The organism is Rania fehmarnensis (genome assembly GCF_056494185.1).
On the sequence record NZ_CM151398.1, the window covers coordinates 3,620,692 to 3,636,647 of the forward strand.

General features: G+C 55.4%; 1 protein-coding gene (running past one end of the window). It reads right to left on the reverse strand.

Going from position 1 to position 15,956, the window contains the following annotated elements; translation table 11 throughout:
* Positions 1–15,956, reverse strand: the 3' portion of a protein-coding gene (locus SH573x_RS12265) for a LamG-like jellyroll fold domain-containing protein (RefSeq protein WP_479355405.1). 14,725 nt of this gene lie beyond the right edge of the window; 15,956 of the gene's 30,681 nt are visible here — the last part of the coding sequence; the start codon falls outside the window, past its right edge — the gene reads right to left on this strand; its stop codon occupies positions 1–3.

Genomic DNA, 15,956 nt, shown 5'->3' on the forward strand with positions numbered 1-15,956 from the left:
TTACTTTATATGTAAAGTATGGCCCTTCCGTTTCATGCCTTCAGTTAGTTCCCAAATCGCCATGTCCACTGTGGTCTCACTTGAGGGTTCGCCTTCGGCTGTACTGGGGAACTGCTGGTTTAGATGGTTGATAACCAACAGGGCATCGATGGCACTCACGTGACCATCGTCGTTGGTGTCAAAGTCGAACAGCGTATCGTTCTCTGCCTGGCTCGGTGCAGATCCTGCGGCCATGTTCAGCTGATTGATGATCAGCAGGGCATCCATGGGTGTGACCACTCCGTCGCCATTGACATCCATCGGTTGACTTGCGAAAGCCAGGCGAGCGGCGGGGGCTTCTGTCACCGTTAGTGAAAATACTTGATCGATTGTCGCACCAGCGGCATCCGTCGCGCGCACGGTAACCAGGTAAGACTGGCCAGGGACCAGGCCGGTCCGACTGAGCACCACCAACTGATTGCCGCTCACTCCAAATTGTCCCGCAGGACCAGCATTGACCATCGTGAAGGTATGGCTGTCCGTAGTGTCTGCATCAGTTACCGTCAGCACTCCAATCGTATTGGAGTTGGTGACCGCGCTGGAACTTAGGGCAATGTTCGTCGGCGCATCGTTGCGTCCAGCGATCGTGACCGTTACTGTGGCAGTTTGAGTAGTACCCAACGCATCGGCAACTGTGTAGGCAAACGTTTCCGTGGCATTGACACCGAGCGGCAGATAGTCGAATGCTCGCAACGTATTGTAAACGTATGAGCCATCGGCCTGGACAGTTAAACGTGCACCAGAATCCAAACTGATCGGCTGGCCCACAACGGATTGGCCATTGACAGCGATCACGGATCGCGTGTCCGCGTTGTCAACATCGCGCGTGCCGGCCAACAAGCCGGCGGCGCGATAGTGGGCTAGGACCTGGCTGCCCGTTAAAGCGGAATTGTATAGAGCCACATCGTCGATCGTGCCACGGAAGCCAAAGCCCAAGCCGGCTGCGCCGTTATGAAAGCGACTATTTCGTGAGAAGCCAATCGCATTTTCGCTCGGCCCCGCGCTGATCCCCCCTGCCCCATCGAACGCCGTTACCGCCGAAGCCACTTGAACGCCATTGACGTACAGTCGCGATGAACCAGTGGCGAATACGCCCGCGACGTGATAGACCACGTTGCTGACGATAGGAGTGCGCACCAAGGGACTGAACGTACTGTTATCCCAAGTGCCGAAATAGAGCTGACCGGCATCGATGTAGAGATTCAAGCCGGCGACCGAGCTGCCCTGTTCGAAAATCATCTGGCGAGCTGATGTGTCGACCGTACTGAACCACAATTCGATCGACTTGGCCGCGGCTTCGCCACTGTAAGAGTCGATCAGCGCGTTGCTGGCGATGCTGACATACTCCGTACCCCCAAAGCTCATCGCGTAGTCCGGCGAGTTGGGTATCAAGCTGGGCTGAGCCAACTGCACGTTGCCGACGATTGTTCCATCGCGCGATACGGGGGCTAACGTATTGGCGGCGACCGTGCCTTCCCGTTCTCCGAGTCGGAAGTAGGCCACCGGCGTATTAATCAACACCGCGTCGTCGGCCGTACCGCTCAGCGCACTGGCTGTGGCGCCGGCAGCCACGCTAAAGGACCGAGGAAACACCTGCGGCGCGTCATTGGTTCCCTGGATCGTCACGGTCAATGTGTTGAGCGCAGTCTCTACCTCGTCGCGCACATTAAAAGCGAATGTATCCGTCAGAGTTTGCCCAGCAGCCAATTGCTGGACAACTGGCAATGTGTTGTTGAGCGAATAAGTGTACGCGCCGTTGCTGGACCAACTAAGCGTTCCAAACTGTCCGGTGGTCAGTGTCGCGGCAGAACCGGCGACGTTCAGGATCGACAGGGTTGTATTGCTGTCGGCATCCGTCGCTCCGCTGAGCAGCGAGCCGCTCACCGGCAGAGCGTCTTCGAATAGCGCGTTGATGGCAGCGACCACTTGCGGCCGATCATTACGGCCTTGTACCGTTATGGTAACCGTACCCGTGCTGCGCGCACCAGAGTCATCCGACAGTACATAAGTGAAGGTATCTGTCGATGATTGACCCGCTTTAAGAGCGTTGAAGGCAGCGACTTGCGTGGGATCGTAAGCGATCGTGTTACCTGTTAATACTACATTGGCACCCTGGCTCGAACGGCCACTGACCGCTACGACGGAGAGCACATCTTGAGGACCAACGTCACTATCGTTGCTCATCAATACAGAGCTATTGATCTCCAACACGGCATCTTCGTTGGCAATCAATCCCGTGTCGTTCACAGCTACTGGAGCCACGTTGGTCACGTTGACCGTAAAAGGTACGCTGCGCTCCGCGCCTTCGTTGTCCTTCACAGTTAGCGTACCGAAGTATTGGCCATTCTGCGGATAAACATGGGTGGCTTGCAAGGTGCCGCCAGCGACTGGACCAATTGAGTTGGATCCATGTCCCCAGTTGATTACGAATTCATGTGTATCACCAATACCGGCATCCGAGACGACGGCCGACAAAGTGACCGCCTGGTTCTCGCGCGTGGTCCGGTCATCGACAAACACGGTTGGGGCCAAGTTATTTATTGTCAGCGTCGCTGGTGCCGCTGTACGCACAAAGCTCCGCGTGGCGAAGGAGCCATCGGGACTGCGGATAACATCGGTGACCGTAGCGTTGATCGTAAACGCTCCACCTCCCGCAATATTGTTGTTAAACAGGACGCGAAACTCTTGATTGTCAGCGGATGGAAGTACGGTGGTGTTGCCGCCGGTGATGGTCCAGGCGACCGAGCGTTCGCCCAAGCTATGGATGGCTGGTAGATTACCGAGTGTGAATAGAAACTCGCTACCTTCAGCAATCGGGGTCGTAGGCAAGTTGATAGTGACAGTGGCTGCTGCGGTTACGGTAAAGTTGCGCGTTACAGTACTGGTCAGTTCAAGCGATTGAGTAGTACCACTAAAGAAGCGGTCGCGGATGACCAACTGAGCCGAATAGGCGCCCGCTACTAGCGGTACAAACTCAAGACTCTCGGCAGTACTAGTGGTGACTGTCGTTGTACCACGGCGCACTGTCCATTCGTAAACGCGAACCACCGAACGCCCCGAGCCTTGCAGATCGCCCGCTGGAGCCAGCGGACTGGACTGGCTGCTCGTAAGTTCAATGATAGAACCAGCCGTCGGAGCGGGGCTTACTTCTACGAAAGCGATAGGACTAACCGTGATGGTCTGTGCGAATGTGGTCGTGGCTCCATCGCTATCGGTGACAGTCAAGCGCACTACGTAACGACCTGAAGCAGCTGGCGCAAACTCGAACCTGAAGCCTTCCGAGGAGAGAATGCGGGTACCATTGTTCGAGGTTACATCCCACAAGTAACTGAGCTGCTCGTTTACGCCAGCGTCGATGACATCTCCCGCATCGAATTGGTACTTGCCAAAGCTAACTGGGGCCACCGAACTGGCGCCGATCGGACCCAGCGTGTTGAGATCGTTGATCACTGGAGCGGCGTTCTGCACCGTGAACGGTTTTTCAGAGATCGACAGGCCACCGTCTTTATCCGCCACTTGCACACGCAGAGTATAGTTGCCGTTGTCCAAGGCGGTGAAATCGCTGGTCGTCGCCGCAGGAATATCGGCCGAGGGGCGCGGACCATGCGCGTTGGTCAGACGAGCTGCAAAGCGATCGGCAATCTCAGGGGATGACAACGCCCGATCGTAGATCGCCAGGTCATCGATCCGTCCGCGATAGAATCGCGTGGTTCCACCCAGCGACCCAATGTTGGCAGCCGTCAAGTTGGTCACGACCGGCGCACCGCTTTGACTATCCAGCAGTTGACCATTGGTAAAGACGCTTACCGTACCGCTCACTGAGTTGTAGGTAACAACCAAGTGCGTATAAGTGTTGAGTGGGAAGTTGGAAGTTGTTCCGAAATCGCGAGTGGCTGCGCCGCCAATCGCTACGCGCAAAGTGCCTGGCAAGGCAAAGGAAATCTGCAAGGATTCCGCGGCCGTCGCTTGCGTGGCATACAGAATTGGATTGGATTCGAATTGCTCGGGACGGATCCATGTTTCCAAGGTAAATTGCGGCAAACGCCCCACAGCGGGCACGTTCACGGCGCCATTAATCATGCCCAGTGCAGTACCCAGATTATTGTTGACACTGGTCGCGCCGCCACTGGCATCGCCCGAGCGCGTACCGTGCCGTCCGTTGCCAGAGGCATCGGTGATGAAGGTACCCGTATCATTCATTGGATAATAAAGCACCGGTCGACCAGCCAAGAGTGTGGCTGCGTAGGAGCTGACAAAATTGCCATCGCGAGCCGCGCTGCTGCGATCCTGGGCCAGGCTGCCAGCTACTTCGTTCAGCGGCAACCACACGCGCAGCCCAGCATCGCTTGTTGATATCCGGCCGTTGAACACGGCAGTGAGCTCAGCAAAGGTCAGCGCGCGATCCCAAACTGCAAACTCATCCAATAGTCCCACAAACTCTTGCCCCGATTCGAACCCACCGTTGCTGGTGAATCTTTGGCCCAGTACCACTCCCGCGTCGGTAACGCTCAAGCGACCTTGCGTGACAGGAATAGAAATCGACCCTGTGGCAGTGGCTGCAAGGCCATCGATGAACACGCGGTATTGCCCTGCGGTGCGATTGCGAATAATCGTGATGTGGTGATATTGATTGTTGGCCAGGTTCGCAACTGTAGCCGGGACGTTATAGGTGACCACGCTGGATGAAACTAGATCCGTGATCAAGACTTGCGTTGCACTGATTTGTACTTCGAAACGATTGCCTGCTTGATCGGCTTGAGCACTGACGACTGTCTGGGCGGGCGTCTTAGTGGTCTTCATCCAAAACGCTAACGTCATATTCGAGAGACCATCGAGCGTATCGGCGGGCAGGAACAGAGCGTCATCGGCAAACTGGCGAGCTCGTCCAGAAAGATCGGTGACGGTTCCGTCCTCAGCAATGATCGACACGGTCGAGTCAAGCGATTGCGCATCGGCAAATCCAGCTTCGGTGACCACGATGGGGTCGCGAGGGGTAAACGTAGAGCCATTACCGACAAGTACCGGTAGCTCCATGCGCACTGGACCGGACTTGGTCCACATGCCAGCTTGCGCGGGCATTGCAGGATTGATGACCGTCATCGTGTTGAAGCCAGTTGCCGCCACATTGCCTTGGGCAAAGCGAGCTTCCATAAACTCGCCAAAGAACTGCTCGTAGAAGGCAATCGCAATGTTGTAACTACCGGCTGGCAGATTGATAGATCCAACGGCATTGACTACGGCATGGACACCGCGATTGTCGACGAGTAGTTCGCTGGTCGAGAACAAGCCATCGCCATTCACGTCGAGATAGATCGCTGAGCCATCGTCACTGGCTGTTCCAAAGGTTACGTCACCAGCCACCAATGGCATGCCTGAGCCGGCCGCCCCGATAGTGACGCGGCCAGTCCACAGCGTCGCGAATTCGTCCAGGTCCATCAGACCACCCACGCGCGCACTGAATTCACTGCTGCCATAACTGAGCGGTTGGCTGAGTGTCGAAGTCAGGATCGGCGTCTTGGCTGCGAGGCTGGCTGAGTTGACGACTGGATCGATCGGGAAGATCTCGGCGTCGCCAAAGCTGCCATCGAACCAAAACTCATCCAGACCGGCATTCATCAACCGAGCACTGCCCAGTCGTATCGATTGTCCCTCAGTGATACTTGTGCCTAGGTCCGGTACTTGAATCAGATTGGGAGCTGCGTTGCGAATGAAGATCGGAAAACTTTCACCGCGTGTCGTCACCGTGGCCAGGCCGTCATCGGTCGGTGTAAAGCGAATCGGTGACTGGAGACCACTAGCATTAATCGCCCCCGTTACGCTCCATGGCGATGGCAAGTCGATGTACCAGCCTGGACCGTTGACCAGCGTGCCGGAAATGGCGGATGGTGGGGTGCTGGATACTACCGTGCCTGTCCCTTCATCGAGTGGCCAGAAACCAACTTGGTTGTTGATGACGCCATCAACAAAGCCAGTTCGGATTTGATTGATTTGGTTAACATCCAACGCCGTGTTCCAGATACCTACCTGACTGAGCCTGCCGCTCCAGATTTCATCCCCTTCGATGCGTGCGCCGATGCGTACTTCACCGCTCGCATTGGCCGCGGGCGCGTTGAACGGACGGTTCTCGACAAACTGACCATTGACGAAGAAGTTGACTGAGAAGTCGGGCTTCATGGTCATAGCCACGTGCGCCCATACGCCTAACGGAAGCACCGGGTTGCTGGTTTGGTAATCATGGATACCAAAAGTCGTGAAGATCAGCGTTCCATTGAGCTGGCGGAATCCCCAGTTGGGACCACTCAAGATCGAATGAAAACTGGTTAGCGTATCGGTTTTGATCCAGGCAGCAATCGTAAAGTTGCTGGTGAGATCGGTGATCGCGCTCGCGTTGCCCAGTGAGACATAGTCATCTATGCCATCGAAATTCAATTGATTGAGGATCTCAGTGCGACTATCGACCCAAGCGGTTGTTCCGAACAGTTGACCAGCGAACGTATCGTCACTGAAGTTAGCCACGGTCACACCACTGCCCTCGGTGAAGCGCCAATCAGCTTTGAGTGTACTGTCTGGCGCGAGCGTACCATGCATGTTGGCGATCACATCGCTGGATGAAAGTGCCCTTTGCCAGATGCGCACATTGTCCAACTGGCCATCGAAGAATCGATTGCCCCCGAGCCATGCTGCCAGATGGACCGTCCCGGCACCATTAAATGCCCCCGCGCCCGTGCGCGTGGCGTCCAGGATTCCATTGACAAACAAGCTCAGGTTGCCGTCCGCAAGACGCCAGGTGATGTGCACCCATTGGCCGGGTTCAAAAACTGTTGTGCCCGTTAGTTCGACGCCCAGTATCGACGCAAAGGCGCGACCACCGCGAATGGTCAGCAGCAGAGCTTGGCTGGCCGTCGGGCCGCCCGAACTAATGATTGGGCTGTCGTCGGTTGGACCACCGTAAGTGTCGGCTTTCAGCCAGGCCGAAGCAGTGAAGTCGCCTTGCAGTCCGAGACTCAGCACCGTACCAGCTAACATGCTGGCATCGACGCCATTGAACTCGACGGAGCGCAGGGTAGTCGGCATCGATGTTGGTTGGCTCTCCGTGAGCACCACATTAGTACCTGGCACCAGCAGCGTTGAATTCAGATGCAATGTGTGCAGTTGATTGAGCGAGGCCAAGGCACCAATGCTGGCAGGTGCATTGGGATCGATACCAGTGCGCTGTAAGTCCAACTCGTGCAATTGAGTCAACCCAACCAATTGCGTTACATCGCGAACTTCGCTGTTACCTGCGAGTTTCAAACGGTGCAACGATCCAGTCCCGATTGGGTCACCGGTCGAAGTTGATTTAGGCAGCAGCCGACTAACATCCGTGTCATCGATACTGTTGTCCGTCAAATCGATCGAACGGGCATTAACGAGGTGCTCAATGCCATGCAAATCGCTTAGGCCAAGATCGCTAGCGCGGAAGTGAACGATCGATCCAAACTGACTGGCCGTGAGTGGTTGATGGAGCAGTGGTGCGCCGGTGATAACGCTGGTCGTGATCGGCATTCCCAGTTCACGAGCCACGGCGGCCAACAACTGGGCTGAGCCTTCTGTTTTGATTATCGAGACATCATCTACAAACCAATCATCGAAGAAGAGGGCAACATCAGGCGTTCCGATGCTACGAAAGCGAATTTGAAGATTGGCCGAGATGGCACTGGCCGGCAGATTGATCGAGCGCGATAGGAAACTGGTCATATCGGGTCCAGCACCCGATTGACGATCGACCTCGGTCCATAGACCGCCCCCATTCGTGCTAAACTCGACAATCAAATCATCGCCCGGGTCAGGGGCTTCGCCGGCTCCTTTGCGTTGGAAAGCGTATCGCAATTGAACCTGGCTACTACCCAGCAAATTGATTGGTTGGGTTACCAGTGAATCGTTGCCACCGGGATTACCGTTCAATCTCGCGGCGAAGTTCCCGATTGGAAAGTTCAACGTGTTATCCATCACCACATTGTTGACGGATTGCCACCGTGCCCCGCTGAAGCTACCGCTCTGGAAATTGTCAGTGAACACAACCGAGGAAGTGAAGCCCACAACTGGATCGAGTACTGGCACCACGTTGCCATAACTTGTTTCCGCTGGTGAAACAACCAAGTCCAGCAGATCTGCTGTGTCGCGATCGTGAATCTCGACTGGCTCGCCGGTGAATTGATCCGCGCCGCTACCACCGATCAAGGTATCGATACCAGAATTGCCGACTAAGAAGTCATTGCCATCACCGGCGCGAAGAATGTCGCTATCGGGAGCAGACGGGCTACTGTGCGTTTGACCACCGATAGGCGCACTAAATGCGATGGTAAATTGATCGGCCAGGCCTTCGGTATTGGTCACTCGCAAGTAATAGGTACCGGCGACAACCGTGCGTAGGTCTACTGCGCCCACGTTGCGCAGTACACTCTGACCCTGTATGTCGAATAGATCCATGCGCACGCCTGCCAAGGCGCGATCGTTTTCACCGGTTAGCGCGATGAAGTTACCCGCCTTGCCATCGCCGAGCGTCGAGAACTGGTACCAGCGCTCGCCTAAACCAACTCTGGCATTGTTGGTAGGTAAATTGAGAAGCGTATTGGGGATTTGATCGAACCAACGACCACTGGGTTCGACTTCATTGAAATTCACGCTATCCATAAAGAGGGACAACCGGTCGCTACCTGATAGCCCTTCATCGCTAAGTGAAGTGGTGAATGAGAACTGATTGCCCTCGACTTGCAGGTCAATCAATTGCCCATTCAGAATTGGGCGAAACTGACTGTCCGCATACAATTCCCACTGCGCAGTCGATACAGCGTTATCAAATGGAGCGACTGCATCGACGTAGATTCGATAGCCCACACCAATCCAACGCGGATCACCCACGGCGGGAATTGGCCCGCGCGTGGTAACGGTGAAACGCATACGATCTTGGCCGACGATATCGATCGATAGGTTGGTCAAGTCGAGATAGGCATCTTTATCGAGATCAATAGGATCTACCAGGTTGCCGACGGATGCACTCGCAAACTCAAAGGCTGCGCCGCCCGCGTCAAACGTCAGTGGCCGGCCAGTACCGCGATCAACCACGTACGATCCGCTGCCAGAGACAGACGTGTTCTCGAGAATGGCCACCGACTCGGGCAGGGCCACGCGAAGGGCTGAACCGTAGCTAACCAGTAAGGAACCGGCGCTGGTAATGTTATCGGGACTAGTGGCGTATCGCGCGAACATGACCAGGTCATCGCTGCCATCGCTATTCAGATCCAGGCCAGCCGGTGAAGCGACCATCGGATTGTCTATCGAGCGGCGCGATCGCAAAGGGTTGGTTGTCAAACCTGCGGGCGTATAGTCACCATTGAGGTGCCTGCGTGTGCGATCGACCAGTGCGGAGCCACTGGTTTCGCTGAATGGATACAAGGCATGCAGTCCGGCTTCGGATCCAGTTAGTCCGTTGTTCCGGATGTTGCGCACATCTGCTTCCGAGAGAATGCGATTGAATACGCTGAACTCGCTGATCAGACCATCGAATTGACCCAATCCCCTGCCAATCGTCAGTTCATTCTGCCCGAGTTGAACGGTTGACACAGGTACGGATTGGCTACCGATCAGCTTCCCGTCGACATAAACAGTCACTAGATTCTGTGAATCACTGGTTGCGACAGCCAGGTGATGCATCTGTCCATCGGCGACAAATGGTATCGCGAACGTGATTGAGTTCGTCTGGGTGCGCACTTCCAGTGTTCGCGCGTCCTGCAGATGCACAAAGATGCGTTGATTGTCCAAAACCCCTTCACTAGAGTCGGAACCGAGGACAAGCCCCTGACTTGTCGTGCGGGTAGTGCTAAACCACAACGACGTGGTGTGTTCGGGGATATTGTTATAGACCGACGAGGGTAGAGTGGCGAAGTCATCAAAGCCATCCAGTTCGATACCTGTAAACGAACGGTCTAGCCCGGCGATCGTCATCGTCGAGCCGTTGCTGGGCAAGAGATGTGGCTCAACCGGAAAATTACCGGCCGCCTGGTAGACGTGCGTCACGCGTGCGCTCGCGCTCGGCGTCTCACCTATTTCCAATCGAGCCCCTGAGAAGACCGCTTGGAAATTCGAAGTTGGCGCAAACACCGCCACAGCCAATGTCAAGAATTTTGCTCCCGCCGGCAGGACGGTATCGAGTGATGCGTATGGACCGCGTGGAAACAGTTCGATAGGAAATGGCGCGGTAAAACTCCAGACCCCAGCGTTGTTGGTAACTGCAACAGGTTGACCATTGACGTACCCAGCCAACACGCCACTGCTATTGCTGACTAAGACAATCAAATGCCCTTGCCCCACAGTAGCCGAATCATTGGAACCCATCCGGTCCGCCACGAATCGCAGCGTCTCCGTCGCCGAAATGTCACCGGCAGCGCGGATTTCATCTAAGTCAAAGGTGATGGCCGTGTTGGGGCTCATCCCGATGCCATCTTCAAACGACGTAAAGAATCCGCTGTTCTCCAACTGAACGCCGCTGGTGCGAATGCCTGCGTTCGACGTCAGTGAAACACGATCGTTGGCAGGCAATCCACTGGCGGCCGAATTCCACTGCAGATTGGCAAAGTTGAAATTGACCGAGCCGTTGATGCTGAAGGTCGGTGGCGAGGACTGCACAACCCGATCAACACCTAACCGGCTTTCAGATACACTGTCGGTACTTGAATCGCTGAGGATCGCATCCAGCAATCGTTCGCCATTGAAGTCGTCAAACAGGTTGCTCAGCGGTATCTTGTAAAACGGTCGGCCAGTGACCACGACTTCGCCAATGGTATCGCGGTCAAAATCGCCTGCCGTAATGGTGGCGTCGTTGGCAACTATCCGCATGTCAGTGGTGGTAAACATGCTGCTGATGTCAATTCCACCGTTGAACACTTGAATAATGTTGTCTGAGACGAACGCAAACTCATCGCGACCATCGTTATCCAGGTCACCTAGAGCAACGGGTTGCGAGCTGCGATAGTCACTCGTCGAGAGACTTATGCGAGCTACTTGGTTATCAAACAGGCGACTTACTATTGGGTAAAATCCTGATTGACTTGGCGATAACGTTTCGGTGTTAAGCGTCGTGTTCACCGTGAAGACTTGGACGCCGGCCGATTCGTTGCCAAACAGCAAGTCTTCGATGCCATCACCATTAACATCTCCAGCGATAATGGTGGCGATTTGTATGGGTTGGGCGTTCAACGACATAAACGTTGGTTCGCTCAACTGAATCGACGCCATGGCTTGACTAGCCAACAAGTTGGGCTGGCCTGAACTTGGAACAAACGCACTGATCGTGGCACCTGAAAAGACATAACCCAGTTGGTATCGTCCCGCGATGGTTGTTCCCGCACCAGCGGTTGTATCCGAACTGAACACAAGGTCGGCTCGATTGTCGCCGGTCAGGTCACCTAACTGCAGAGATAGATTGCCATGGTCGCCTAACAGGTCCCTGGCAATGCGCACGGTGCGGGCACTGCTGAATGAACCGGTGGTGTTCCCGAGCAAGTTTGCATAGTTGCCATCCCAAGTGCGCGGCCACGGTGCGAGGTTACCCCCCGCAAAACCGCTCGTCTCGCCACCGAATACGAGTGTAATGAGATAGTCGGTGCCGCTATTGCGAACAAATGCCATATCTGCCGTACCGTCGTTGTTTACATCGCCGAATCTCGACGCAGGCACACCAAAGCTGGCATGCTCGATGACGATGTCGGCCAGGTCGTCGATCTTGTGTTCGTTGGTCAACTCGACGGGGCCAAACAGTACGAAACTTTGCGCTGCCTGGCTGGCCATATAGTCTTCGCGACCATCGCCGTTGAAGTCGCCGATCGAGATCAGGCTATTCAACTGATCGTCTTTCGTGGAACCGCTAATGGTCAATGCATCTAAATTGACATCTCCTTTGTCAGTTGGTGCAAACTGATAAAGCAACTCGACTTGATCTGGCGTTAGCGAGTGATTGTACAGAGCTACGTCATCCAGGTAGCCAGCGAACGGTTTGCCACCTGTGCTGACATTACCGATGGACTGAATACGCGAACCATCGGCAATACTGCGAGCCACCAGCACTCCATTGAGATAGACCGTAACACCGATGCCCGAGCCAACAACGGTGATTTGGTTCCATGTGTTTCCCAGCACGGTCGGATTCAAGTCGAGCGATGAATCGATAAAAGTCACGCCCTTATACAAAATGCCGACATCGTTTGTGCCTGGGGCGATCATAATGATCTCTTCGCCGGCCAAGGTTTCGAAGAGCGTATTGGCGCTGGCCGTATTGAACACGCCTTTGAACCAAGCGCTGGCGGTCCAGGAAGAACCCAAGTTGATGCCTTGTGTACCGATCTGCAATACATCATTGATGCCAGTAAACTGAACTGCGGTACCACGTTTCCCATCGGCGGCCAATGTTAACCCCGAGGTTGCGGTCGCATTATTGTTGTAGCCCGATGAATCTTTGCCTAGGTTAGTGCCATCATCAAAGGTGTAGTGCACGATCGGCGTAGGCAAGCTGACGTCAAACCCTGGTCGATTCACCGCGATCACATCGGTAAACGGGGCAGCCAACTCAGGCGAAAACGCTTCGGGTAGTGCGCTGGCGGGAAAGCCAGCGGGCTTGGCGAACAAAGCTGGTGCGAAGAGACTGGTCGTTCCGCCGTCTGGTTGATTGCCGTACAGCGTGTCTGTGCCGCCACCGCCATCCAACTCATCGTCACCCAGTCCACCTACCAGGTAATCATTGCCCTCGTTGCCATCGATGCGATCAGCCAGTGGTCCACCAAAGATCGCATCATTGCCTGGGCCACCATCGATGCGCATGGCAGCGATGGTTGCCTGTTGCTCGAAATCACCTAACTCAAAGCCATAGGCTGGAAACTGACTGGCGCCTGTCAGACCGATGCGTCCCGTATTGAACATGGCCACAATCTCAGCCGAAGTCCGCGCGGCATCGTAGACGCGGACATCATCAATCAAACCATCGAAGAAGTCGACTGCGCCTGCGCGGCCGATCGCAAAGTTGTTACTGTTTGGGACGGCGTGCACGCCGGTGGTGGGCACATCGCTGGCGACTTGCGCTCCGTTGACAAACAGCCTTCGGGTCGTGCCATCAAACGTCGCTACGACATGATTCCAACTGCCGACCAGGTTGCGAACCGAAACCAGGTCGTTGTTACCCCAACCATTGACGATGCCTGTGCTGGTCAATCGCAACGAGGTAACTTGATTGGTGGCGCCGAAGTTGCCCCAGCCCACGATACCGCCTCCCATAACATCAGGCTTGATCCAAGCGGCGAGGGTGTAGGGTGCGTTACCGATCGGTACGCTCGGCGCAGGCACCGATACAAAATCGGATGTCCCGTTCAGAGACAATGCGCGATTGAACACAAAGTTATCAGCCGCGGTGGTCGCACTGGCTTGCAGCGACCCGTGGTTGTTCTTACCGCTGACATCGTTGGCGTTGTTACCATCAAAGGAGTAGTGTGCACGAGCGCTGGAGTCCGCGGCGATCCCCAATGGCAAGAAGCGGAAGCCGGCGTCGGCGCGGAAGGTGTCATCCCCTGCCCCGAGACTGACTACGCTACTTTCGATGTCATGCGGCTGATAGTAGACATACTGCTGTTGATAGACCGTCAAGCCATTGGCATCGGTAGTAGTGCGGAACGACTGCGTGCCGATATCCCACACCAGGTCCGTCAGTTCGTACCGGTGTAGCAGCGAATCATACTGCACAGCTGCATAGTCTGGCACATCGAAACCACGACGATCCGTATCACCACCCAGATACAACACGCGATCGTTGCCTGGCCCACCAAACAGCTGGTCGCTGAGCGTAGTGCGCACCGTCTTAGTAGCTGGATCAAAGTCGGTGTTGGGCTGATTGCCCAGCAAAGGAAGTGCATCGGTGATCAATTGGAAGGTGTCGTCGCCGCTACCACCAAACAATAAATCGCTTTCACCGCGATCTTGACCGCCTGTGAGCACATCATTGCCGGCGTTACCAAAGATCCAATCCTCGCCGGCTCCACCGCGCAAAATGTCATCACCCGTGCCACCCAGAATCACATCGCGACGTTGCATATCGGTGCGCAACGCCAGATCGATCTTCGGAATGGCAGCCAACGTAGTTGCTGAATTGGTACCGACTAGATTAATGCGCAGACTGTAGGTCGTGGGTACGACATTCGGCGTGGTGACCTTGAGCAGATAAACCTGGTTCGCGACCAAACCACTCAGCCCAATCGCGCCGGCATTGCCTGTGGTGGTACCGAGCTTGAGGCGATTGGCCAAGACAGCGGTGTCGCTGCCTTCGGCATAGATCTCCATGCCCAGTCCATCGATGGTGGAACCGCTGGCCAGGTCGATACGGGCGTTGGCCGAGGGCGTAGCCGCCAATGTGAAGCGATACCAATCGACGTCGTTGGGACTATCGATGCTCAGCCCGTTAAATTCCAAACCACCGGTGCTGGCCGCGGTGCCATCGAAGGCCTGCAACGCTCCGCCATCGATGCGACTGAGCGTAAAGGCTTGGGTCGGCAAGTCATTGCGACCTTGAACGCCAGTTGCTGTGTTGATCGTGCGTTCGGTCTTATCAACCAAAATCGAATTGCCGGTGCGAATTTCAACGGTGTCATCACCCGCACCTGCATCGATCCACACCGATTTTTGTACCGTGGGCCCGACCGTGATTTGATCGTTGCCATCCAAGGTATCGATCAGGATGACTTGGAAATCACCTTCCGGTGGAATGATACTGGCCAGCAAATCTGCGTTGACTCTCTCGACAGTAGCACTACTAATTCGCGACAGCTCGTTCGTGCGTGAGTCAACACTTTGATCTGCATGCAATTGATCGACGCGGAACTTGAGCGAATCCGCGTCCCATACGGGATTGCCTTGACTATCCAGTGCATCAAAGTCCAAACGCACCTGGGCAGCGAAGCTGAAGTTGCCATTGTTGTTCGTCAGCCGCGTGATCAAGTGGTGATCGGTCAGCAGTCCAGGTTCGGTTACAAAGTCGACGCGAATCTCATCCGCCGCGTTGCTGCCGCCGACATACCAGACTTGATCGGATTCACGCGCATAGCGTTTCCAGTCATCGCCGGCCAGGCCTTCATCCATCGACTCGAAAGTCGAGCCATCGGCGCGGTACATCGTATCGCGACCACCATTGCCGTACATAAAGTCGACGACAGTGCCTCCAAACAGATTATCGGCCCGCTCTCCGCCCAGCATACGATTCAGACCAGTGTTCTCGCGAGCATGCGGCAGTCGGCGCACACCCGATGTCACGCTATCATCGAGGTCCAAGATGCCGTTGTCGTTCAGGTCGCCATCATTGGTAAACAATCGTCCGGCGCTGTTGACGAATACGCCGAACTGGCCGCCTAGAGTCGGATCAAAACTCCACGCGTAGAGACTGTTGGTTCCTAGTCCTCCAATCAGATCATCATTGCCCGCACCCGCAAACAGACGATCGACATCCGCTGCTGAGCCGTTGCCTTGGTCGCCCCACAAACGATCATCGCCAGCGAAACCATACAGTGAATCACTACCCAGACCGCCATCCAAGTGATCGCGACCACTCGATCCCAGCAGCAAATCATTGCCGCTATTGCCGTCGAAGACACCCACGAAGTCGCGCGATCGCTGAGTAAGGCCGCTCGTATTGATAGGCAAGAAGCCAGAAGGAATCGAAGCACTACTGATCAGATTGGCATCAATAGCGCTGAGGGAATAGAAGCCGAGCGTGTCGCTGCCGGCCAGGCCTGCAATGCGGAACTGCTCCACCAGGAAGTCGCCAGTGGCACTGAGCATTGTCACCGGGATTTCGCGCGTGGCAGCTGAGCCCACTTTATAGAGCACGGCAGCTTGGGTACCGCGCG